This is a genomic window from Kribbella sp. NPDC048837, from assembly GCF_055586945.1.
Window position 1 is genome coordinate 708,925 of record NZ_JBVJHF010000002.1, and the last position, 22,066, is coordinate 730,990.

General features: G+C 67.3%; 25 protein-coding genes. 13 read left to right on the forward strand and 12 right to left on the reverse strand.

Features of this window, described 5'->3' with window-relative positions; translation table 11 throughout:
- Window positions 1-333: 333 nt before the first annotated feature.
- Complete coding sequence (locus ACZ6O0_RS11280; protein ID WP_465764714.1) at window positions 334-993, reverse strand: hypothetical protein; 660 nt, start codon at window positions 991-993, stop codon at window positions 334-336.
- 147 nt (window positions 994-1,140) lie between these two features.
- Here ACZ6O0_RS11280 and ACZ6O0_RS11285 point away from each other — a divergent pair, with 147 nt between their 5' ends.
- From ACZ6O0_RS11285 to ACZ6O0_RS11300, 4 genes are all read left to right on the forward strand, one after another.
- The gene (locus ACZ6O0_RS11285; protein WP_465764715.1) at window positions 1,141-1,578 is read left to right on the forward strand and encodes an Hsp20/alpha crystallin family protein; all 438 of its coding nucleotides are present in this window, start codon (window positions 1,141-1,143) and stop codon (window positions 1,576-1,578) included.
- 79 nt (window positions 1,579-1,657) lie between these two features.
- Complete coding sequence (locus ACZ6O0_RS11290) at window positions 1,658-1,939, forward strand: hypothetical protein (RefSeq protein ID WP_465764716.1); 282 nt, start codon at window positions 1,658-1,660, stop codon at window positions 1,937-1,939.
- Between the two features lie 322 nt (window positions 1,940-2,261).
- Complete coding sequence (locus ACZ6O0_RS11295; protein ID WP_465764717.1) at window positions 2,262-2,678, forward strand: J domain-containing protein; 417 nt, start codon at window positions 2,262-2,264, stop codon at window positions 2,676-2,678.
- Entirely contained in the window at window positions 2,638-2,892 is a 255-nt protein-coding gene (locus ACZ6O0_RS11300) for a hypothetical protein (RefSeq protein ID WP_465764718.1), read from the forward strand. Before ACZ6O0_RS11295 ends, ACZ6O0_RS11300 begins: the two co-directional genes overlap by 41 nt.
- Window positions 2,893-3,151: 259 nt before the next feature.
- Here the strand turns inward: ACZ6O0_RS11300 and ACZ6O0_RS11305 are convergent, their stop codons facing one another.
- From ACZ6O0_RS11305 to ACZ6O0_RS11315, 3 genes are read right to left on the reverse strand one after another with little or no spacing between them, the layout of a single operon-like run.
- On the reverse strand, window positions 3,152-4,354 hold the full coding sequence (locus ACZ6O0_RS11305) for a tyrosine-type recombinase/integrase (RefSeq protein ID WP_465764719.1): 1,203 nt from the start codon (window positions 4,352-4,354) through the stop codon (window positions 3,152-3,154).
- Entirely contained in the window at window positions 4,348-5,634 is a 1,287-nt protein-coding gene (locus ACZ6O0_RS11310; RefSeq protein WP_465764720.1) for a hypothetical protein, read from the reverse strand. Before ACZ6O0_RS11310 ends, ACZ6O0_RS11305 begins: the two co-directional genes overlap by 7 nt.
- Window positions 5,631-6,809: a tyrosine-type recombinase/integrase gene (locus ACZ6O0_RS11315; RefSeq protein WP_465764721.1), complete on the reverse strand. Its 1,179-nt coding sequence runs from the start codon at window positions 6,807-6,809 to the stop codon at window positions 5,631-5,633. The genes ACZ6O0_RS11310 and ACZ6O0_RS11315 overlap by 4 nt, the downstream gene beginning before the upstream one ends.
- Before the next feature lie 38 nt (window positions 6,810-6,847).
- Here ACZ6O0_RS11315 and ACZ6O0_RS11320 point away from each other — a divergent pair, with 38 nt between their 5' ends.
- The 4 genes from ACZ6O0_RS11320 (at window position 6,848) to ACZ6O0_RS11335 (ending at window position 9,378) form a co-directional block, all read left to right on the forward strand.
- On the forward strand, window positions 6,848-7,312 hold the full coding sequence (locus ACZ6O0_RS11320; RefSeq protein WP_465764722.1) for an ATP-dependent DNA ligase: 465 nt from the start codon (window positions 6,848-6,850) through the stop codon (window positions 7,310-7,312).
- The gene (locus ACZ6O0_RS11325) at window positions 7,252-7,770 is read left to right on the forward strand and encodes an ATP dependent DNA ligase (protein WP_465764723.1); all 519 of its coding nucleotides are present in this window, start codon (window positions 7,252-7,254) and stop codon (window positions 7,768-7,770) included. Before ACZ6O0_RS11320 ends, ACZ6O0_RS11325 begins: the two co-directional genes overlap by 61 nt.
- Window positions 7,771-8,341: 571 nt before the next feature.
- Window positions 8,342-8,635 (forward strand): hypothetical protein, encoded by a 294-nt coding sequence (locus ACZ6O0_RS11330; RefSeq protein WP_465764724.1) that lies wholly within the window; start codon window positions 8,342-8,344, stop codon window positions 8,633-8,635.
- A gap of 107 nt (window positions 8,636-8,742) precedes the next feature.
- Window positions 8,743-9,378: a hypothetical protein gene (locus ACZ6O0_RS11335; RefSeq protein ID WP_465764725.1), complete on the forward strand. Its 636-nt coding sequence runs from the start codon at window positions 8,743-8,745 to the stop codon at window positions 9,376-9,378.
- Between the two features lie 9 nt (window positions 9,379-9,387).
- Here ACZ6O0_RS11335 and ACZ6O0_RS11340 read toward each other — a convergent pair whose 3' ends face one another.
- Together ACZ6O0_RS11340 and ACZ6O0_RS11345 are read right to left on the reverse strand one after the other, a co-directional pair.
- The gene (locus ACZ6O0_RS11340) at window positions 9,388-9,612 is read right to left on the reverse strand and encodes a hypothetical protein (RefSeq protein ID WP_465764726.1); all 225 of its coding nucleotides are present in this window, start codon (window positions 9,610-9,612) and stop codon (window positions 9,388-9,390) included.
- On the reverse strand, window positions 9,612-9,950 hold the full coding sequence (locus ACZ6O0_RS11345) for a hypothetical protein (protein WP_465764727.1): 339 nt from the start codon (window positions 9,948-9,950) through the stop codon (window positions 9,612-9,614). Before ACZ6O0_RS11345 ends, ACZ6O0_RS11340 begins: the two co-directional genes overlap by 1 nt.
- A gap of 251 nt (window positions 9,951-10,201) precedes the next feature.
- On the opposite strand from ACZ6O0_RS11345, the gene ACZ6O0_RS11350 reads away from it, so the two are divergent.
- Window positions 10,202-11,068: a hypothetical protein gene (locus ACZ6O0_RS11350; protein ID WP_465764728.1), complete on the forward strand. Its 867-nt coding sequence runs from the start codon at window positions 10,202-10,204 to the stop codon at window positions 11,066-11,068.
- Window positions 11,069-11,233: 165 nt separating this feature from the next.
- Here ACZ6O0_RS11350 and ACZ6O0_RS11355 read toward each other — a convergent pair whose 3' ends face one another.
- From ACZ6O0_RS11355 to ACZ6O0_RS11370, 4 genes are read right to left on the reverse strand one after another with little or no spacing between them, the layout of a single operon-like run.
- Complete coding sequence (locus ACZ6O0_RS11355) at window positions 11,234-12,685, reverse strand: hypothetical protein (RefSeq protein ID WP_465764729.1); 1,452 nt, start codon at window positions 12,683-12,685, stop codon at window positions 11,234-11,236.
- The gene (locus tag ACZ6O0_RS11360) at window positions 12,631-13,215 is read right to left on the reverse strand and encodes a hypothetical protein (RefSeq protein ID WP_465764730.1); all 585 of its coding nucleotides are present in this window, start codon (window positions 13,213-13,215) and stop codon (window positions 12,631-12,633) included. Before ACZ6O0_RS11360 ends, ACZ6O0_RS11355 begins: the two co-directional genes overlap by 55 nt.
- Window positions 13,212-13,694, reverse strand: coding sequence for a DUF7665 family protein (locus tag ACZ6O0_RS11365; protein WP_465764731.1), 483 nt, complete (start codon window positions 13,692-13,694; stop codon window positions 13,212-13,214). The genes ACZ6O0_RS11360 and ACZ6O0_RS11365 overlap by 4 nt, the downstream gene beginning before the upstream one ends.
- A gap of 26 nt (window positions 13,695-13,720) precedes the next feature.
- Window positions 13,721-14,176: a hypothetical protein gene (locus ACZ6O0_RS11370; protein ID WP_465764732.1), complete on the reverse strand. Its 456-nt coding sequence runs from the start codon at window positions 14,174-14,176 to the stop codon at window positions 13,721-13,723.
- A 110-nt stretch (window positions 14,177-14,286) separates the two neighbouring features.
- On the opposite strand from ACZ6O0_RS11370, the gene ACZ6O0_RS11375 reads away from it, so the two are divergent.
- The 4 genes from ACZ6O0_RS11375 (at window position 14,287) to ACZ6O0_RS11390 (ending at window position 20,535) form a co-directional block, all read left to right on the forward strand.
- The gene (locus ACZ6O0_RS11375) at window positions 14,287-14,634 is read left to right on the forward strand and encodes a hypothetical protein (RefSeq protein ID WP_465764733.1); all 348 of its coding nucleotides are present in this window, start codon (window positions 14,287-14,289) and stop codon (window positions 14,632-14,634) included.
- A complete protein-coding gene (locus ACZ6O0_RS11380; protein ID WP_465764734.1) occupies window positions 14,634-15,743 on the forward strand; it encodes a helix-turn-helix domain-containing protein in 1,110 nt (369 codons plus the stop codon). The genes ACZ6O0_RS11375 and ACZ6O0_RS11380 overlap by 1 nt, the downstream gene beginning before the upstream one ends.
- A gap of 353 nt (window positions 15,744-16,096) precedes the next feature.
- A complete protein-coding gene (locus ACZ6O0_RS11385) occupies window positions 16,097-17,926 on the forward strand; it encodes an nSTAND1 domain-containing NTPase (protein WP_465764735.1) in 1,830 nt (609 codons plus the stop codon).
- Window positions 17,863-20,535: a hypothetical protein gene (locus tag ACZ6O0_RS11390; protein ID WP_465764736.1), complete on the forward strand. Its 2,673-nt coding sequence runs from the start codon at window positions 17,863-17,865 to the stop codon at window positions 20,533-20,535. Before ACZ6O0_RS11385 ends, ACZ6O0_RS11390 begins: the two co-directional genes overlap by 64 nt.
- Window positions 20,536-20,935: 400 nt before the next feature.
- Here ACZ6O0_RS11390 and ACZ6O0_RS11395 read toward each other — a convergent pair whose 3' ends face one another.
- Window positions 20,936-21,379 (reverse strand): SRPBCC family protein, encoded by a 444-nt coding sequence (locus ACZ6O0_RS11395; RefSeq protein ID WP_465764737.1) that lies wholly within the window; start codon window positions 21,377-21,379, stop codon window positions 20,936-20,938.
- Window positions 21,379-21,816, reverse strand: a complete 438-nt coding sequence (locus tag ACZ6O0_RS11400) for a hypothetical protein (protein ID WP_465764738.1) — start codon at window positions 21,814-21,816, stop codon at window positions 21,379-21,381. The genes ACZ6O0_RS11395 and ACZ6O0_RS11400 overlap by 1 nt, the downstream gene beginning before the upstream one ends.
- Window positions 21,817-22,066: the final 250 nt, after the last annotated feature.

Consider the following 22,066-nt stretch of genomic DNA (forward strand, 5'->3'; position numbering starts at 1 on the left):
CCTCTCGTCACAGCGTCGTTTGGATCTGCGAGGCGACGGATCCGTGTCGAGTTGACCCAGACCAGCCGCCCGTAGCAGTCGATCAGTATCTGTCGGCCGTGGCGGCTTTCGCGGACGGAGTGCGCCCTGGCGGTCAGCCATCGGCCGCCGATCAACACTTGAACCGGCTCCGGCCGCCGGCGGTCGCCTGCCACTGTCGTCCCCTTCCCGACGCGGCCGCGAGCCAGCCCATCATCACCGCCACCCCCTTGCGGCCGTGTTGCAGGTGGCAGCCGCGGTAAGCCAGGGCGGCTTGTAGTCGAGTGAGCGACCGCGCCGGTCGTGTCGTTCTGTTTATGGCGTTCTGGTCGTGTTTTCGGTTCGTAGCTGGTCAGTGGTCGTGTTGATGTCGGCGACTTGGCCGGCGAGTTTCGGGTGGGTGTCCTCGAGCTGTGCGCCGGCATCGGCTAGGGGCGCGAGCAGGGTTGCGGTGTCGTTGTCGCCGAGTGCGTGGAGGACCCGGTCGACGCTCTCCTGGCTGGCGGGGTCGAGGTCGTCCAGCGCGGTGATCTGTGCCGCCAGCCGGCGCAGCTTTGCCGCGTTGTCCCGTGCCCACTGGGTGACCGCGCGCTCGCCGGCGCGGCGGTCGCGGGCTGCCTGGACTCGTTGCTCGCCGGTCATTCCTTCGGGGTCTGTGGCGTGCGGGTTGAGTCGCAGGTAGCGGCGTTCGGCGGCCTGCCGGCTAGCCACTCCGAGCGCGGGCGCGATCGCGGCCCAGCTCGCGCCGCGGTCGCGGGCCGCGCCGATGAGCAGCGGCTCCCAGGCCGCGAGCTGATCCTGCACAACCCGCAGCTCGGCCAGCGCAACGAGAACATCCATCGGGCTGAGGGTTCCCGGTCGCGCCCGGCGACGGTCGCCGACTGGTGGCGCGAGCCGGCTGATCGTCTGCTCCACGGCGGCGAACGCGGCCGAGGCAGAAGTCGGCGCGCCGTCTGTCGTCTCATCGGCTGCCATCCGTCACCTCTCTCATCCTCAAGGCCAACACGTCAGCGATTGGACGACTTTTTATACTTGTCATCGTTTCGATGACATGGTATATCGGAAGTGCGTGTTGACACCACCCATGGATGACGACCTAGAGGAGGTGTAGGGACGATGTTGATGCGCACTGATCCGTTCCGGGAGTTGGACCGGTTCGCGCAGCAGTTCTTCGGGAGCCAGACGCCGGGCACGTGGTCTCGGCCGACGCCGATGCCGATGGACGCCCACCGGCAAGGCGACCAGTACGTGGTGGCGTTCGACCTGCCCGGTGTTTCGCCGGACGCGATCGAGTTGGACGTGGAACGCAACGTGCTCACAGTGAAGGCTGAACGCCGGCCGCTTGAGACCGGTGAGGGCGTGGAGCTGCAGGTCTCCGAACGGCCGCTCGGGGTGTTCTCCCGGCAGTTGTTCCTGGGCGACACTCTGGACGCCGACCGGATCGAGGCCGGCTACGAGGCCGGCGTACTGACGCTGAAGATCCCGATTGCCGAGCAGGCCAAGCCGCGCAAGATCGAGATCGCGAACGTCGGCGGCGATCGCAAGCAGATCGACGCCTGACCCAGCAACCAACGACGCCGACCAAGGAAACGCCACCCGGCTGAGGAACGACGAGAAAGTTGTCGATGGGGTGAGATCGATGACTGCGACCCGACAGCGGACAGTCGACGAGACTGAGGTCTTCGTGGACCTCGTGCTCGGCGACGACGAGCTGGTGCGGGCCGAGTTCGACGCACTGATCGCCGCCTGCTGGGAATCGCCGTGCGAGCCACCCCCCGACAAACTCTGCCCACCCGACGGCGCCTGGGCCGCGCGGCCACCATCGAGGTGGCCGCGCCGGCCCGGCATCCAGCTCGGTCCGGTGCCGCGGCGACAGCCTCACGGCCGTGAGCGAGGCCCTCCGCGGCACCGGAGCGACTGACGCACCTGACCCGACCTCCGGCGTGCCGGGAAGGGAGGTGAGCACAGCCCGACAATCGACAAAACCCCTGACCCGGTGATGCGGCCGCCCGCCAGTCACACTCTCGACCCAGCGGCAACGACCCATTCTGCCGCCTGTCCTTCCTAGGACGAAGCTCGGTGCGGGCCGCCGCATCACCCCGGTCCATCCCTGACCCAGGATCCGACCTCGTGAGGTCCAGCCGCGCGGAGGTGGTGAGTGCGATGACCGACCGAACCATTCAGCGAACAGCCACATGGTGCCTGCCGACCCCGCCGTACGCCGCTCCCTGTGGAGAGCAGCCATGAACGCGCCACTCACCGACCCGTACGCGATGCTCGGTGTGACCGTCGAAGCCAGCGACGACGACCTCGACCACGCCTTCCGCGGCCTCGTCCGCCAACTCCACCCCGACACCCGCACGTCATCGGCGGCCGACGCTCACGCCGACCAGCAGCTGCAGGAACTCCTCACTGCCTATGCCACCCTGCGCGACCCGATCCGCCGAGCCGCCTACGACCGCGCCCGGGCCAGACCAGCAAAAACGAACGGCGCGGCCACAGCGCAGACCCGCACAGCCGCGCCGCAGACCTCCGTCCCGATCCGGGCCGAACCGGCGATCCGGGTGGGACCAGTCCACTGGGAGCCGTCACGCCACACCAGCACCGAGGAGGCCGGCGATGCCAGCCGACACCTGGGAGGCGACCGCCATGGCAATTGACGACATCGAAACCTACTGCGAGAACGGCATCTGGAAGACCCGCTGGCGCAACACCACCGAACCCTTCGCCGCCGGCGGCGGCAGGCAACGCCAGGTCAGCCAGGGCGCCACGGTGGCGCAGTGGTACGGCGTCGACCACATCATCACCAACCCCGACGGCACCATCGCCGAACACAACTCCTACCGCTACCGTCGCCAACCCGACCCGGCATGAGAACCATCCCGCGGCCGCGATCGTCCTAATCACCCGGGATTGTTCGAGGCGATCCCGGCGACGTGTGTCCAGCACAGGCAGGGTGCGGCACGCGGGAGTCTGAGGACGTTCCGAGCAGCAGCGCGACCGGCAGGTAGCCGACCACCGTGTCCCCAATGAGACGTCCGCCGGGGACGCGGCTGCGCTCTGCGCTCAGGCATCGGTATCGCACGGCCCACCGCGGGTACCGATCTGATCCCCGGCCCGGGCGACGCCTGGTTCATCCAGGCCGGTCGACGGCCAACCGGTTCGCGGCCTCGGCTCGTCGTTGACGCAGGTGCTTCAGCGATTCCTCCAGCGCCGCGACCTCACCGAGCCAGGCCCGGTCCTGGGCCTCGGCCAGGCGGGCTTCGGCGTTGCAGGTCATCTCCTCTATGCGCGGCAGCTGGGCGGGGTCGACGCGCAGGAATCGGCACCGGCTGCAGGCGTGCTCGTGAACGCATGGCGTGCCGTACGGCCGGTGGCAGTCGCCGAGCGCGACCTTGCGCAGCAGGAAGTGCTGCTCGAACTCGGCCCGCTCCTCCCCGGATGCCGACCGCATCTCCCCGGACGGGCGCAGCCTGCGGCGGCGTTCGATGAAGAACTGGTGCGCGGCGATCACCTCGTCGGGGAACACAGCGGTGTAGCCGCGGGTGGTGTCCAGATTCAGGTGGCCCAGGAGTGACGCGGCGATGTGCAGCGGCAGCCCGCTGGACACCATCTCGGTGGTGAACAGCCGCCGGAAGTCGTGCGGGGTGAACCTGATCGGCTGGCCGGCATCGGTCAGACCAGCGTCAACGGCGAGCTCGCCCAGCAACCGCCGCACGACAGCGTAGGAGATGACCTCTTGGCGGGTGCCGATTCGGCGGGCGAACAGGTGCGGGAACGGTTCGCCGTGCAGCCGCTCGTGGGGGTCGTAGCGCACCGACAGCGGCACATGCGTGCCGCCGGCCTTCGCACGGCGCTGCACCGCCAGCAGCGCCGTGACCAGTTCCGGGCTCATGGGAATCAGCCGCTCGGCGTCGGTTTTGCTGGGCACGATGTGCAGCAGCGGCACCAGCGTCCCGGTGGTCTCCGAGGTGTAGTGGCGCAGCGACAGTTGGGTCAGCTCGAGCATCTCCTCGATCCGGACGCCGGTGTGGCGGAGCGTCTCCACGATCGCCCACGCCCAGAACGCGTCGGCTCCGGCCTGGGTGACGTTGACGACGCCGTACTGCAGCCGGATCACCGGCCCTTCTGGTGCCGGCGAGACAAGCTCGGCGCGCAATTCGCTGGCGACGTCGCGCAGTGGCCGCGCCCGCGGATTCGTCCGGCGAAACGTCGCCCCGTCGACGACGAAGACCTCGCCTGGCCCGGCGGCGAGTGTCGCGGCGTGGAGCCGTTCGGCCCAGTCCTTGCGCCGTGCCGCCTCGGCGACGAGCGCGGGCAGCAGCGGCATCAGCATCCGCGTGCGGCCTTGGGTGCGGGACCTCTGCTGGCGCCGCACCTTCGAGGCCAGCCTCGACTCGCGGCGAGCCACCGGACACGGCGCGACCCAGGTGCCCCACCGGACTGGTTCGTCGTGCGACCACTCCGCCAGATCCCGGTAGAAGCCGCGGACTGCGAACAGCGTCGAGTGGATCTCGCGCCGTGGCAGCCATCGGTGGTGATCGCCAGCCGTTCGCGCCACGTCGCGGCTGTGGCCGGATCCAGTCGCAGATCCTTCTGAGCAGGGTTGATCTGCAACACCTCCCACCAGAACAGCCGCGCAATCCGGTAGGCCAGGCCCTGCAGTGACCCATAGTCCATCCCGGACTTGATCTCGCTGAAGTAGTCGACCAGGACGTCTCGCACGCCAGACGGCGGGATGCCGTACCGGTCGACGAGCGTGGCCGCCGAGTGCTGACGGGTATTCCCCTTCGCCGACCACGCCGCCCGCAGCGTCGCCGGTTCCCCCGCGAACGGGCCCAGGGCGACCATCAGCTCCCATGCCAGATGCTCGCGGCGATGCCGCCCGGACGTCTTCACGACGTCGGCGTAGTGCAGGAGCTGCTCGCCTTCGAATTGGTCCAGGCGCCTCCCAGTCCGGATCATCACCCGCGACAAGCAGCCCTCGGCATCGAACTGGTGCCGCAGCAACGCGTCACGGTAGGCCGGCAGTGCCCGCAGCCTCGCGGCGTTGTCCGGGTCGTTCACCGTCAGCATCTTGGCTGGCAGATGTGCACCGGCCTTCGATGCCAGTTGCCACCCGTAGGACGGGCGCAGCACGCGGCCGGCCATCAACGCGTTCGCCGCGTAGCCGATCTTGCGCTGAAGCGCTTCGTCCGGCCCCGCCACCGAGGCTCGCCAGGCCCGCGGTGCGGCGTCCGCGCCGCTGGACAGCCAACGCTCCTCCCAGGTTGCGCCGGGGAACTGCTCCAGCCAGTCCAGGATCCTGCGGATCGCCGGTCGCACGGGCTTGATCCGAAACGAGTCGCCGAGGCGGTCCAGCACGAACTCGAGGGCCGCGTCCCGGTCCAGCCTCTGCACCAGATGGCCGGCGGCGCCGACTGGTGTCGGTGGCGGCACAGAGCCGAGGTCGTAGGCGCGAGTCTTCACGAGCCTGCCGGAGGCGTCGATGCGAGGATCGGGCACGACGCTGTTCGGTGACAAGAGCTTGGTCGACGGCCCTGTAGCCCAGCGGGTCTGGTTCGCGCGCCGCCGCGACTCCGACATCGCCTTGTCGTCGGTGCTCTGGCCGCTCACGTGCCGATCCCCAGCAGTTCCAGGACGGCATCGGCGTCGTAGGCCGGCTCGATCACCGGGCCTGCGGATCGGGGACGGGCGTAGTGCTCGAGGACCTTGCCGACGAGTTCCTCCAGGCGCGGCTGGGCGTAGATCTGGGTCGTGTTCACGCTCGCGTGCCGCAGGATCGTCTGCACATCAAACAACGTGAAGGTCGGATCCGACAGCATCCGCGCCGCGGCGGTGTGCCGAAGATCGTGCAGAGTCCAGTTCGAGCCCAGCGCCGCGTTCGCGCGCTGGAGCACCGCCCGGGCGGCGTGATACGTCAGCGGGCGCGGCGTGCCCTGCCGGGTCCACCACACCGGCCCGCCCGGTGTGATCGGGGGTCGCTGTTCGCTCAGGTAGAGGGCGAGCCAGACGAACGAGTCGACACTGGCCGGAATCGTCTCCCGCAGGCGGCTGCCCTTGCTGACGACCGTGATCGTGTTCGCGCCCGCGTCCACGTCGCCGTCGTGATTCAGGCCCAGCAGCTCGGTTGCACGAGCACCGCTCGACAGCCAGAAAGACACCAGCGCGCGGTCACGGTGACTGCGCAACGCGGCGAACAGCGCGTCGGCCGCATCGTCGGGGATGGCCCGCCACACCGGCCGCGGTGTCTTCTGCCGATACGTCGCCCGGCGGTGCACCACGAAGTTCTCCATCGGATTGTGGTGCGCGTACAACCGCTCCCCACCACGTCCCCGTTGCGCCGGCACCGGGTTCACGAGCGGCCCTCCATCGGTCAAGCACGCCCACTCGTAGAAGCCGAACAGCACACTCAGCTGGTGATTGATCGTGCGAGTGGCGTACTTCGCTGCGAGCACCGGTTTGCCGGTGACCGGGTTCACCGAGCCCGGCGACGGCGCGTCGGGCCGGCGGCGTATCCGCTGCGGATTCGGGGCCTGCTGCAACCACTCGACGAACGACCGCACATCCAGCCGCTCCGCCCGCTCCCACGGCGTGTACTGGCGGTGCAAGAACCGAAACCAGCGCAGCAGATCGAAGGCGTAGCTGCGCAACGTCGCCGGACTGCAATCCGATGCCGCCAGCTCTCGCAGATACCCCGACGCCGCCGGATGCTCCAGCTCGGGGAACAACACCCGCCACCGCAGACCCGAGGCGAACTCGGCCACACGACCCGGCTCAGCGACTAGCACGCCACACCCTCTCCCGACACCACCTGTAGCACCAACTGGTGCTCGGAAGAGTTCAGTCAACTAGTCGCATTGCGATCGTCCGCAGCGGTGACCAGGCGCGGCTGTGGACCCGCAACCGCCACGACATCAGCGACCGGTTTCCCGACATCGTCACCGCCGCGACCCGGCAGATGCCGGTCGGCGTGGTGCTCGACGGTGAGCTGGTCATCCTCGGCGCGGACGGCCGGCTGAGCTTCGACGCACTCCAGCAGCGCCTCGTCACCGGCCCCGCCAAGGCCCGCGCAAAGGCCGCCGAGCTACCAGCCTCCTTTGCCGCGTTCGACCTGCTCGCCGCAGGCGGGGTCGACCTGCGGACCCAGCCGTGGACGGTGCGCCGGCAGCGGCTCGAGCAGCTGGCGCGCGGCTGGGTGCCGCCGCTGCAGCTGACCCCGGTCACCGCGACGTGGATGAGGCGACCGAGTGGTTCGAGGTGCTGCCCGCCGCGATGGGCGTGGAAGGACTAGTCGTCAAAGGCGCGGCCACGCGCTACACCCCGGGCCGCCGCGACGCCTGGGTGAAGGTCAAGCACCGCGAGACCCGAGAGGTCATCGTCGGTGGGGTCCTCGGCTCGATCACCCTCCCCGAGGTCGTCATCGCCGGCCTCTACACCGCCGACGGTGAGCTGGTGGTTGTCGGGCGCACCGTTGCGCTCAAACCCGAACAGTCGGCCCAGCTCGCCGCCGAGCTGACGCCCGTAGCGTCCGGTCATCCGTGGCCGGACGAGATTACCTCCTACCGGTGGGGCGGCCCCGACTCGAAGAAGCCGCTGGTCAAGGTCGAACCGACCGTCGTGGCCGAGGTCACCGCCGACGCCGCGACCCAGGCCGGACAGGCCCGTCACGGGATGCGCTACGTGCGGCTGCGCCCCGACCTGCGACCCGAGGACCTGCCCACGCTGACGGGCGAGGTTGGCGGCGGCTGATCGGCCGTGGATCGTGGACGCGTGGAGATCGACTCGGCGGTTGTCGAGCTGTACGGGCTGCCACCCGAGCAGTTCGTCGCGGCCCGCAACCAGCTCGCGAAGGCGGTCCGCGTCCGGGGCGACGAGCCTGCCGCGGCCGCGATCGTTGCCCTGCGCAAACCCACGGTCGCTGCCTGGCTCGCCAACCAGCTCGTCCGGGCCGACCCGGACGGCATTCACGCCCTGACCGAGCTGGGGGAGCAGCTGCGCCAGACCTACCTGACCGCCGACAGCGCCAGGCGGCGCGAGCTCACTCGGCAGCGCCACGACCTGGTCGGCCACCTCGTCCACGGCGCGACCCAGCAAGCCGCCGGCGGCCGACGGGTCACCGCGCAGACCGCGGAGCGGCTGACGAAACCTCGACGCCGCCCTCGTCGACCCCGGTGCCGCCCAACTCCTGCGGACCGGACAGCTGACCAGCGCGCTCCGCCACGTCGGCTTCGGCGTCGTCGACGAGAACGGCGACCCGGCCCAGCTCGCCCCGATCCGGCCCCGCGTCGTGAGACGCACCCAGCCTGTGCCCAAGGCCCCGGTGCCGAAGCCTGCGAAGCGGGCCGCCGCACCCACCGCCGCGCGGCAAAAGGTCGACCGGACCCTCGCACAACGCCGCGCCGCCCAGCAGAAACGCCTCGGCGCGGCCGAGGCCGACTACGCCGCCGCCGAGACCGAACGCGACCAGGCCGAGCAGCTCCTCGACGCCCACCAGCACCGGCTCGCCGACCTGCAAGCCGATCTCGACCGGCTCAACGACCAACTCGAGGAGACCCGCCAAGCCCTCCGCGACGCCCGCAAACAACTCCCGCGACTGCAACGCGCCTTCCGCTAGGCCGCCCGCAACGCCGCGGCCATCCGCAAACGCCGCGACACCGAGCAACACCGCCTGAACACGCTGGACCACTGAGCTCAGCACCCTGTTCGTGTGAGGCTTGGTGCATGGCGGCCGATCAGGACGAAGAACCGGGCGAGCCCCCCGTCGATCCACTGCTCGGGCAGCCCCGGATGGTCAACGACCCCCGAATCTCTATCGCGCAAGCGGCCGTTGTCCTGGGCAAGAGACCCGCGCAGGTCCACCGGTTCATCGCGCTCGGCTGGCTTCCCCGGCACGGCGCTGCGAACAACGGCCGCCCGCTGCTGCTGTCGGACGTCGAGGCGCTGCGCGACAAGGGCGAACCGATCCCGCTGAAACACGCCGCCCACCGGCTGGGCCGATCGCTCAGGGCGGCCCTCGAGCTCCTCGCCGACGGCCACCTGCGACTCGTCCCTGGCACGAAGTCGATGGTCTACCCGGCCGACCTCGCCGCCATCACGGCCGCGAAACCGCAACCGCTGATTCGGCGCCCCATCGGCCCACCCGGCTACTTCAACACCAAACAGACCGCCGAACGATTGGGGCTCACCGCCATCTACGTGACCCAACTGGCCGCGGAGGAGAAACTGCCGGCCGTCTTTCAGGACAGGCAGTGGTGGTTCGACCCCGAGCGGATCGAGATGATCCGCCGCGCGAGACGGGCGCGGCGCGATCGCGTGGTCGCCCGGACGCTCCAGCGCCGCGGCGGTACGCCGCGCTGACGAGCCGGGTCAGTCGAGCGGGTTCGGGTGACAGTTCTTCCCCTCCCGCCACACCCAGTTGAGACCAGATACCGGCCGCTCGTAGGACAGTGGCCAGCCGGCCGGGTCGCCGACGGTGCGATGCATCCGCTGGGCGGCACGGATGCATTCGAGAAAATCCTGCTCGTAGTACTGCCACTTGTCGCTGGGACCGCCCTGCAACCGGATGACCGGTCCACGGTCGGCCGCGGCCATCAGAACTGCTCGGCCCGGCGCAGCTCGGCCTGCGGAATCCAGGAGACCCTGTCATCTCTTCCCTTGACCCGCCCTAGCCAGGTTCCTTGCTCGAAGATCCAGGCGTCCAGGAAGCCGGCCGGCTGCCAGGCCTTCTCCACCGCCACGGGCGGGTCGACGCGCCGGACATGGTCCGGTGACCGTGGCCCGTACACGTCGTACTGCAACTCAAGGTCCGCGGCGAGTCGGTGCGCGGCCTGTTCGGACAGGCCTGCTCCACGGCTGCCGTTCGCCGCGTTGTCCCAGACCGACCAGTCCTCATCGCCCGAGCCCTCGCGCACATTGAACCGTCCGACCATGCCCCCAGGATGCCACACATTCGAAAGTATGTTCTAGTGGCCTAGGCGATAGTCGCTGACTGTCAAGTCGAGGCTCCGCACGGCTATGTCGGCAGCCCGTGGCGCCAAGCCGGGACAGCCCTGACCGCTCAGCGACGAGGCGCTGGCCCTTCGAGAAGAAGGGCCCTGACGGCGAGCCAGGTCACGACTTGGCGCACCGTTGAAAACCTCCAGGGCCGCGATTTGCAGGCTCGGGGAGGTATCTTCCTGCCGTGATCGACGACCGCCTCCGCTATCCCGTTGACAATCGGCCTGCTGGCATGCGGAGTCGCAGCCAGCGAAGCCATCTCGGCGACTTCGAGTTGGCCGCGGCGCGCGTGGTCTGTCGGCTCACTGGTGCGCGGGTCGTTCTGCAGGACGACAACAGGGTGGCCGGGACGGTGGATCTCCGCATCGATTATGCGGACAAGGAAGCAGGCTTCGTGGAGGTTGTGACTGATATCGACCCGGCATACTCAGCTCTTGTAGCCAAGGTGCGCCGCCACCAAGAAGTGCCCGCGCCTGCCCTCGACCGGGTCTGGTACGTCACCGTCGATCAGCGCGCCAGCGTGGATCGACTGGTCCGGCTCCTTCCGGAGCGTCTCTTAGCGCTGGAGGATGCCGGCCATCTCTTCGACGCGATCTACCGGCAACGACTCGAAGATCACGACCTGGGCGTCGTGCGGAATCTCGCGACGATGGGAGTAGTCGAGCTGGCATCCAGCCCGCCCGGCGAGGGCCGGGCTGGAAAGATCCTCCTGTACGCCGAAGGTACCGGAGGAGCGCCGACGCTGGATTGGGAAGGCTTCCACAACTGGCTGGCGGATTATTTTGCTGATCCCGCGCGCACCGACGTGCGGCGGAAGCTGGCCGCGACCGGCGCCAAAGAGCGGCACGCATTTGTCGGCCAGTCGTTCAGCACACCATGGGCCGCCAACTACGCGCTCGGGGAGGAGCACCAAGCCCTGCCCACAAGTCCACCACGGCTCCCCGCCGAGATCACTCATGTCTGGGCGTGGTTTTACCCGATCGGTAGGTGCCTAGCTTGGTTCCCGGATGTCGGCTGGTTCGACACACGCCGCCGCTGGGCGACCGAATGATGCTGGCGCTGGCCACAGGGTGCCGAGCACGTCGGGGCATCGCCGACGTCGCCCTGTCGTACACCCCGTCGCTCGGCTCGCCGTACGACGCCATCCAAAAAGCCTCCCACACCTGGCAAATCGCCCACCCGGCCTGACCGCGTCTCCGCCGAGTGGGTCATGCGGTCACTCGGCAGCGTCCGAGACTGCCGGCGCGAATCCGATTCGCGGATTAGCCGTTCCGGAGGTCGAGCGGGGCGACGCGACGCGGCCGCTGTCGAATGTGAGGCTCGTGTTGACGCGCTCGCCGTGGAGTAGCCGGAGAGGTTCCGCGATCGCGAGGCAAGCCGCGACGACGCCTACGAATGGCGCCGCAACGGCGGTGTCGGCGAGCTGGACGAGGCCGCACGGGTCTGCGCCGGCCGCGCGGGCGTCTCGGTACGCCGTCTGTTCTTGGGTCGTCTCCGACCGACGACGTGAGCCGTCCGTCCGCCAGGCGGCGATGTCCCTGGAGTGTCTCGGGGCGGGGAAAGTGTGGATGCTGATGGCGGTGAAGTCGATCGGCCCGGATCCGAGGCCGACGTCAATGGCAAACTTCCAGCCGATGTCGCTGATCAGGCGCCGGGGTTCGACCTTGTCGACACCGATGAGCGCGAGCTCCGGTTCGGCGTCCTGTCGTCGAGTCTCCGGCAGTAGGCGTCGCTCGATCACGCGAGTGGCGAAGCCGGCGTGCTCGAGGGCGGCGGCGACGACACGGGTCTTCATGACGCCTTCGTCGCTGGCGCTGACGAACATGCCGGTGGTGTGGTTGGCCTGGTTGACCCTGTCGAAGTCCTGAAGGTAGATCTCGCAGTCGGCCGGGCCGGCATACGGCAGGAGCGTCCAGCACCACGCGTAGGCCTGGCCGAGGTGCCCGAGGCCGACGAACCAGACAGCTGAGGGCAGGTGCCGGAGATCCGGCCCGGCGACGCCATCGTCAGCCGGGGTCGGGCCGTCGGGGTAGCGGTCCTGGTCGGGTCGCCAGAGGTTGAGCGACCGGGTCCGGTGGCAGGCTTCAGGTGTGTCTTGTGTCCGCTTGAAGCATTCGGTCACCGCCATTGCGGCCGCTGCGACGGCGGACAGGGTCATGGTGCCGCGCTCGGGCAGGTGGCGACCGTTCACGTCGACGTACGCGAACCAGCGATCCCAGGTCACCTGCAGAGTGACGTCACCGATCCAAGATGTCGTGCCAATCACGATGGTGGGGACGGTGGTGGCAAGCGCCTCGATCGTCACGAGGCGGCCGCCGGCCACACGGACGACCTCGGCAACTGTGGCGTGGTGGCGACCGGGCATGGTGCACGCGGTCTCTGCGACCTCGGGCGGGAGGTGGACGTCGACTTCGCCAAACGTCCGCTTGGTCGTCTCGACAGCGGTGAGGAGTGCCGCCTGATGCGCCATGGTCGTGCAATCGGGGCCAGCGAGGATCTGCGGGCGGTTTTTTGCCAGCAGCGCTTTTGCGGCGCCGAACGTTGCTACGGCGCCGCTGTCGACGAGTGCCTTGGCGGGCCTGGAGAACTCGTCGGCGCTCGGGATGTGTGTGTTCAAGGCGTGCCTCCGCGGAGCCGGCGAAAGCGTCGAGCGCCCGCTGCCTTCCACTGTTCGGTCTGGGCGCGGGTGAAGATGCCGTAGATGGTTACCACCGCCCTGAGGTCTTCGGGCGCGACTTGGATCCATTTGTGGGATCCGAGGTAGATGTGCACGCCGCATTCGGCGACGGACTCGGCGTGTCCGTAGTTCGGCACGATGATGGCGACGTGTCCGCGGCGGGAGATCATCGGGTTGGTCGCGTCGATCTTGGACTGCATGACCCACTCGCCGGGGTGGGTGTGGACGTCTGCGACCACAGTGAGTCCCTGCTGTTCGCAGATGCGCCACAGTTCGGTGAATCCGCTGCTGGCGAAGCTGATGCCGCCGGTAAGGCAGTGGGCGTCGAGGTCGTCGTAGTAGGCGACCGCCCGTACTTGGATGCCGTCGCGGTCTGCGAGAAGGAACGCGCCGGACTCCCGAAGGCCGCCGCCGCGTTGGGCCAGTTCGGCCAGGAGCCGTTTCCACCCGCGGCGCGACATCTGGAACGACGCCGCGGCGACCGCCGTGCCGATGATGCCCTGGCCGCCGACTGCGGTCACGACGCCTCCTCCGCCGCGAGTTCCCTCGACGTCGGCCCGGTGGCCGTGCGGAAAATCTCGCGCAGCAGGTAGAGCGCGTCGACGACGGTCGTGTCGATCGTCCACACGTGGCCGGTGTGGTCGTTGGCCCACCCGTCGTGGCCTTCTAAGGCACGGCGGTCGTACGGGTAGTAGAACGCGCCGCCGAACTGTTGGCTCCAGTTCGGGTTGAACACCTGGCTCGCCCGTCCGCCCGTCGGCCACTCAGAGATCGGCAGGGGTTCGTCGGTCTTGAGTGACCACAGCTGCCCGGTCGGCGCGACAGCCGGATACCCGGCACAGTCGAGGCGTACGCCGACCTGACGGCCCGTACGGGCCGTCAGCTCGAAGGTCACCGTGGTCCGGTCCCGGGCCACAAGCCGCCAGTAGCCCCGGTCCGCCGCCTCGAGGAAGCGGATCGACTGTAGGTCATCGACCAGGGCGCTCTCATCGGGTTCCATGCTTTTCACGTCCCGTCGGTGCCGATCTAGCCGGCGAACCGCTCGCCGGGGACCAGGTCGAGCGCAAGGGTGTCGCCCTCGTCCGCCAGGGTCCCGATGTGCGTGTCCGGGTCCAGGTCCTTAGGGCTGCCGTGCTCGCGCAGCACCATGTCGTCCCGGTCGCCCTCGGGGATGTCGAACCCGCCCGTGCCGACGGCCCAGTCGAGCACCTTGTCGATCTTGGTGCCCGGGCCAAACGAGTCGGACTTGGCCTGACCGTTGTACGTCACGGTCACCGTGATCTGGCCCTTGCCAACGTGAACCGCCGCGACGGCCCGGTCGGCCAGCACCTCCACCTTCGCGTCGATCGCCAACGGCTCGTCGGCGTCCTCGGCCCAGATCCGGGCGTCGCCACCGTCGACGCCCGCCACCTCGAGAAGCGAGGCGTCCTCGTCGGCCTCGACTACCCGCTTACCCTCGGAGTCATGTACGTAGACCCTCATGGTCTGTCTCCTACCTTGTGCGCCTGATACCGGTCGGCAGCCGACCGGAGTAGTCTTTACGAGATCAGTATAGCCGTATGGCTTTACGAGAATGGTAAAGGTGGGCTGACGTGAGGGTGCTTCCTCTCGGTGACGGTGTTGCCGAGGCCATCAGGCCCTCCTCGCTCACCTGCCTGGAGGCCCGAGTCAGGGACGACCTCCGGATCACCCTGACTGTCATCAAGTACGCCGAGACCATGGCCCACCTGATGGCGTTCCGCGGCACCAGCCTGACGAGACTCACGATCCCGGGCGCGTCCGATTTCCACTACGGCACCGACATCACCGGCGTCGTCCTGCGTCCCGTCGACGACCAAGGCACTCAGCTAGCGGTCGACCACACCAAAGCCAGCCTCGGCGCTGTGTTCTCGGTAGCCATCCTGGCGGTCGGCCTGTCACTGAAAGAGGCGACCAGTTAATGACCCCACGCACCGCACACCCGGCAGCAGTACCCCAGCCGTTCGAGCACGACTACGGCGTCACCCCCGGCGAACTCATCCGGTTTGAGATCAACGCCCGCGGCTTCAGTCAAGCCGAACTCGCCGCGCGGGCCGGCGTTTCGGCCAAGCACCTCAACCAAGTCATCCAAGACGCCGTACCGTTATCCGTCGACACAGCCTTGAGACTGGAACGCGCCCTCGGCATTCCAGCCGCGATCCTCACCCAAGTCGACGCGGTGAATCAGGCGAACAAGCAACGAACCAAGGCCCGGGCCAGGCTCGCCGAGCATCGGGGATGGTTCGAAGAATTCCCGCGCAAGGTGCTGCTGCAGCACCACATCATCACCACGCGCGCAACGATCGAGACGCAGATCGAAGAACTTCTCGAGTTCCTCGGAGTGGCCGAGCCCAAGGCATACGACACGGTTTACGCCGACACGGTGCTGTCTTTCCGACGGGCGCAACAGTGGAGCGTGAACCCACATGCGACCTCTGTGTGGCTCAGGCTCGCAGAACGAAAGGCCGACGACCTCACCGTCGCGCCATATGACAAGTCGGCGTTCTCGGCGTTACTCAAGGAACTTCCGGCGTTGACCGCACATCCTCTCGTGGAGTCGTTCCCAATTCTTCAGCAGCGCTGCGCGGAAGTCGGTGTCGCCGTCGTCTACACACCGAGCGTCGAGGGCACTCGCGCGTCGGCTGCGGTGCGTTGGCTAGGCCCCGAGCGGCCGATCATCGCGCTCACAGACCGCGGCAAGTATGAGGACAGCCTCTGGTTCAGCTTCTTCCACGAATCCGGCCACATCATCTTGCACCCGAGGCGGAAGAGCGTCATTGAACTCGAAGGAGCCGATGACGTGGACGGCGGCGAAACTGCGGCGAACAACTTTGCTAAGGCCATCTTGCTTCAGGGCCGGCTAGGAGAGCTGATCCAGCTCGAAACGCGCGACAAGGTGGCCGCATTCGCGAAGGAACTCGGTATACACCCGGGCCTAGCCGCAGCCATCCGTGCCTACGACCTCGACCACAACGCATGGCGCCTCGCGTCGAAGCTGCGTCGCAAACTGGCCGACTCAACAATCAACTAGCCTCCGAATCGCTACCGGGCAGCAGTCCCATGCTTCAGTTGGATGCGAGTGAAGGCAGGGACAGCAGGTCAATGCGGCTCGGCGCACGTTCGGGAGTGCCGGGCACATCGGCGCTGGCGATTGGGCGGTCACCTGACAGATCCAATCCGCCCTAATGCGCGGCGGCAAAAGCCGTCTGGGTGAGCCAGATCTTGTTATCTTCAAACATTCGGGGAGTAGGGGGCGGTGCTCGGGGGCCGAGGTTGCCAGTGACGGTGTGTCGCTGCTGTCGGCGTGCTCGGCCGGCCCGCACCATAGCCAGCGGCGGCATACTTGACGGATCAGGCGAGGCCAGGTGGAGGTGAGCGAAAGCCATGTCGGCGTTACCAGGCGGCGACGCCGACAAGTGGGGTAACCGGTATGAGGCGCTCTGGACCCTTCTCCGGCTGTGCGAGGTTGTGGAAGGCCACGGCTCGAACCTGCGTATCGAGCCGCCAGGCCCGGAAGGTGACGGGATCGAGTTCGTTGTCCAAGGGTCCGGCGGGCCAGAAGGTGACCAGGTCAAGTCCTCGTCGAAGACCTGGAGCATCTCCAGGCTCATCAACGAGAAGGTTCTGTCGTCGGTGGCACTGCGCCTCGCGAACGGCGAACAAGTCAAGCTCGTCGTTGCCTCACCCGCGGACGACCTGGATCGGCTGACCGTCCGGGCACGTAAGGCGGTCGACTCCGCCGAGTTCCTCGATGTGATCGTCCCGAGTAACGACAAGGACCCAGCCTTGTTCGACAAGATCGCGACGAACTGGGGCGTCGATCCTGCTGCGGCATGGGCCATGCTCACGAGGATCACCGTGCTGCATCATCCACCCGCCTCGCTCCAGAAGACATTGGAAGTGAAGGTCGATGCGCTGCTGGACGGCGATCCTCTCCAGGCGGTCACCTGGCTGCGAGGGTGGATCGATAGCCAGGTCCAGCAGGATCTGACCGGACCAATTGTGCGGCAGGCGCTGTCTCAGGCAGGCTTCCCGGTCAGCCTCCTCCGCCAGAACAAAGGCGCCCTTGACGAGCTCGAGGCAACGGTCAAGCGAGCATCTCGCCGGGCTGCTTGGGATCGGCCGCTCGCTCCCGATGGAACAGTGCTGCAGGTCGAATCGCCAGATGGGCCGCGACTGCTTGACCTGCTGATGGACCCGGATGGTCCGCAGATCGTCGTCGTACACGGCCGTGCGGGGTCGGGCAAGTCGAAGGTCGTCGCCGAGGCGCTCGCCGAACTCCACCACGAACAAGGATGGTTCGCCGCCGCGGTGTCCATGGAAGGCAAGGCGGTTGAGGCACGCTCGGCCATCGGTCTTGGAGCAGCAAACGACCTTAGCCGCTCTCCTGCACTGCTTCTCGGTGGTATGACCGCCGGCTCGGATGCTCAGCTCCACGCGGTACTAGTGATCGACCAGCTGGACGCCGTCAGTCAGTACGGTGGCCGCATGCCCGCTGCCTTCGAGGCAGTCGGCGATGTCCTCGATCAGGTGGCGGTGTTCCCAGCCGTCAAGGTTGTGCTGGCGGTCCGGACGGTTGACCTGCGCGAGGACAGGCGGATCGCTCAGATACTGACGGACGGCACCCGCAGCGCGGAACTGGAGCTCACCCCCCTTGACCCGGAGCGACTGCGCACGGCCCTCGAAGCCGCCGGCATCAACGCTGGGGCGTTGTCTCCAGAAACGATCGAACTGCTCCGTGTCCCGCTGCACCTGGCCGTCTTCATGAAGATTCCGGCCGGAGCCCGTGTGAGCCCGTTTTCCTCGTTGTCTGATCTTTACGAGAAGTACACCGATGAAGTCTGGACCAGGCTTCATCGCGAGCATCCGTCGCTGGATTGGCCGCGGATCATGTCCTTGCTCGTCGAGGCCATGAGCAAGCGTCAAAGACTGCAGGTTCCCGTTTCGGTTCTGGGTTCGGTCCCGCCGGACGACGTCAGGGCGTTGGTGTCTGCTGGAGTGCTCGACGTCGCGTACAGAGAAGTTCGGTTCTTCCACGAGACTTACTTCGACTACCAGTTCGCCACGACCTTCGTGGCTGGCGGCCGTTCCCTGCATTCGTTCCTGGTCGAGGAAGGCCAGAACTGTTCCGCCGCGCCCAGACGCGGCAGGTGCTGGAGTATCTGGAGGCCACTGACCCGGTGGCCTTCCGAGGCACCGTGGTCGAGCTACTGACGAGTCAGCAGATCAGGCCCCACCTCAAATCGGTCGTGGCCACTGTCCTCACCCGTCACCTGCCTGATGCCGATGACTGGCTCGTCTTGGAGCCGGTGGCATTTGGTGCGGACACGGCCACAGCCGCGTGGGTGCGACCGCTCTTGTCCTGGCCAGGCTGGTTTGAGGCCGCAGACGCTGCTGGCCGCGTGGAGATGTACCTTCGCGACTCCGAGAAGGCTGATGTCGTCATGCGGTGGCTCATGTACCTGCCGAAAGAGGCCGGCGCCCGCGTATCGGAGCTTCTCCGGCCGCACGTCGGTACGACGGACGAGTGGAGGCAGCGCTTCCGCCTGATGGCGCAATGGCCCATCACGCCTGCGCTGGTGGGCCTCATGGTCGACGTGATCGGATCCGGCGACCTCGACGGCGGGCCACCTAATGCGTCCACGTCAAACGCTGACCTCTTCACCAACCTCTACGGCTTGCACACAGACGATCCGGCTGCAGCGGCTCGACTCATCGGTGCCGTCGTGCGCCGGGCTGTGGAGCGCAGCGCCGCTGCAAACGAGCCAGATCCATTCACAACCGGCTTGCTCCCTGATCACAGCCCGGGTAGCGACCAGCTCGTGAAGGAGATCGCCGAGTCCGCGCCTGAGGCGTACCTCGGCGAACTGCTCGAACCCATGACTGAGATGATCCAGAACACCGCTGTTCCATCCCAATCGGGAGGATTGAGCCAGTCGCCAAGGCTGGCCAATCAGCCTCTCGGCGGCCGCGGCGGCCTGCCCGGGTCTCTCTACACAGGTCTGGACAAGGCACTGCGGGCGGTGGCCGTCTCCGACCCGGACTCGGTATCCGCGACTGTGTCCCCGCTTGCCACCTCGAACGTTAAGGAGCTCAGGTGGCTGGCCTGCCGTACCTATCAGGTTCTGGGTAGGTGCGACGAGGGACTGTCGTTCCTCACGGTCGACCCAGGGAACCTCAACCTTGGCTACATCAGCAGCCCCCGCTGGGCGAGCAGAGAGCTCGTCGCCGCCATCGCCACCTCCTGCACCGACGAACAGCTCGGCACCCTGGACCAGATGCTCATCGACTACGAGCTTCCCTCGTGGGCTCGGAGCAACCCAGACCCCGGCGAGTGGCGCGAACGAGGATCGTACGAGCTGCTGACGGCCATCCCAGTCGACCGCCGCTCTACGCGGGTCGCCCAACGCATTGCAGACCTTAAGACGAAGTACGCCGACCTCGAGATCCACCAACCGCAGCCGATCCCGATGGCACGGCCGATCGGCTCGCCGATCCTGGAAGAGGACTCGAAGGCGCTGACCGACGACCAGTGGCTCGCAGCGATCGCTCGGTACCCCGAGCTGCTCAGCCACGACATGGAAGGTGGCGCCTATCAGTTGGCATCCCAGCTCGGCCGCAGAGCCGCCGAGGAACCGGAACGGTTCGCGAACCTCGCCCTTCGGCTCGACTCGTCGGCGCCGGCGGTGCACCTCCTGAGGATCATTTCAGCCATCGCCCCGACCGCGGACTTGGGGCTCCTGTCCCAGGTTTGCGTCCATGCGTTCGAGGTTGCCGGTCCCGAGGTGCTGCGCAGTGTCAACGATGCGATCAAGGCTCGCGGTGCCGTTGACCAGGGCCTCCTCGCGCTACTCGAGCAGGGCGCGCGTGAGGAAGACTCGAAGCCAGGGCCGTACACGTCCGGCGATGCCATTCTTACGGCGGGCATCAACTCGATCCCGGGCACATCTGCCCGGGCGATCGCGACCCTGTGGTTCGCAAGTGATGAGCACGTCGGGCGGCTGTTGCCCAGCCTCGAGGTATTGGCCTCAGCAGGGTCACTGGCCACACGCTCGATGGCCGCCGAGGCGATCGCTGCGCTGCTGAACCATGACCGCGACAGGGCACTCAACATCGCTGACTTGCTGTTCCAGGACGTACCCACTGAGATCTTCCAGGCGCACACGGTCGGCCGGCTGTTGGTCTACTGCCTGATCCGAGCCCAGGACAGGTTCGCGCCGCACCTGCTGCGAGCCCTTGACGGACCGGTCGGCACGGCCGACGTCGCCGGCGAGATCTGGGCATCTGCGCTGCTACACGACTTTCTCGGGACCGGGCTGCCAACCGCAGTTACCGCTCTCTCGCCGGACGCACGGCACGGCGCCGCCCGGCGCGTGGCCGAGAGCCCCCTGGACGACCTCGACATCGTCGAAACCCTTCTCAACGATGCCGAGCCGGCAGTCCGAAAGGAAGCAGCGAACGCGGCGACGGCACTCGCCTCGTCCGAGCAACCCGCTGCGGAGGCCCTGCTCAAGATCCTCCTGTCGTCGCCGGCGTTCGACGAGTGCTACCTCGAAGTGATCGATGCTCTCGCCGATAGGTCGCAGGTTCTGCCGCCCTCGACCATCGAGGCCTGCGAACGAGCCGCCGCGGCTGGCGGCATCGATATCGGCAACATCGCGACAGCACCTGCCCGCATCGCCCAAGACCTCAGCCGAGTCATCTTTCGGCTATACCAGCAGAGCGACTCGGCCGCAGACCGCAACCGATGCCTTGACGTGATCGACCAGCTCGCTGACGCCAGGGCCTACGGGTTGTCCGAGCTCTTGGACAGCCAGCGCTAGACCGCGCTCCCACAACACATTGCCAGCTGATAGGCCCATCGGCCTCCTGTGGAGCCGCGACGGACGGGCGAGTTGTAGCGGCGGCGTGGAGCCATTCGTGGAGCGAACTGCCCGATACGGATGAGCAATTCGGGCACCGGAGATAGGTTCCTTGCAACGAATCACGCCTGAAGACGGCAGATGTGACGGTGACCTTCCTCCTCGTAATGAGAAGGTCCGATGTACGGCGGACCCGCGCAGGCCGTTACTCGTCTTTGTCCAGGAGCGAGTTTCAGTCGCGGTCACCAGCGACTCCACTTGCGGCACGAAATCGCCGCCGACCGCCTCTCACTGCCCACAAACCAACTCACGAGACTTCCGGTAGAGAGTGGCCGGGGTCGCCCCAGCTTACGGAGCACGGTTACAGGGTAGGTCTGTCCGACTGCGCTCTGCGTTCGGAAGCTGATACTAGGCCCTTCACGAGGACACGGATGACCGAACGAACGACGAAGGCTGTTCCCGGGACCCGGGTTGTCAGCCAAACCGTCCACGCGATCTCTGTTCCGCCGTCATGGTCCGTCAGGACTGTCTCGCCGACATACTCCCGTACCGGGAGTCCCGACAGTAGCTGGTAGCCGAGGCGCCTGGGTGCATCAATATCGGTGATCTGCTCGCGCACTCGGAACGGCCAACGGGTCGCAGCGCGAATCGCGCCGACGCCGTCTGGTGGAGGGTCGCCCAGTTGCTCGAGGGTGACCGTGGCGTGTGCCCAGGTGGACATGCCGGTCTGGTCAGCCAGCGTCGACCACGTCGTTCGCAGAGGGGCGTCTGCCCGGCCGGTAACGCGGATCTGGGTCCTGCTCATCAGGTGATCCCGAGCACGTCGTGAGCAAAGCTTTCCTTGGGTCTGGTGATGCAAGTCGTGCGATGAATGCGTCGGCCACAGTCCGCACCTGCGAGCGAGGCGTCCCAGAGGTCCTCGCAGATGATGACCCCGGCCGCACTGCCGGGGCCTACCGCGGTAGCGAGGTCCGCGACGTCCTCCTCGGCCAGCAGTTCGGCGAGCTCTGCTTCGTGGGTCTGTAGCTCGCCCAAATCGTCGAGGTCGGAGAGCGGTATCTCATGGACAGAGCCGTTGTCATTCTCGAAGAGGACGATTCGGTCGATGACACGGAGGGTTCTGGCATCGGACAGCGCCACCAAGTCCCTGGCGATCTCGCCGGTGATGTTGGAGGCTCCCGCCCAGAACTCGACGATTGCGTAGTCGACGGGGCCGAGTTCGTCGAGTGATGTATGGATCATGACTGGTCCTGTCGGTGGTCGAGGCTGACCGGCCGCTCTGCCCGGTCGTGGCGGCTGAGGCCTTGCCTTCTGTATCTCGAACTGGGATTCGGTGAGGACACCGGAGCTGGCATGGGCTGGGCGTTGCCGTGGCCAGGTTGTTGGCAGACGACCGGGAGCGGGTAGTGACCTCAGTCTTGGCGATGCGTCTGGTCAGTGCCTCACCCGATGCGGGTAGGCACGTCGGCTGGCGTCGGACCTACCCGCGTCG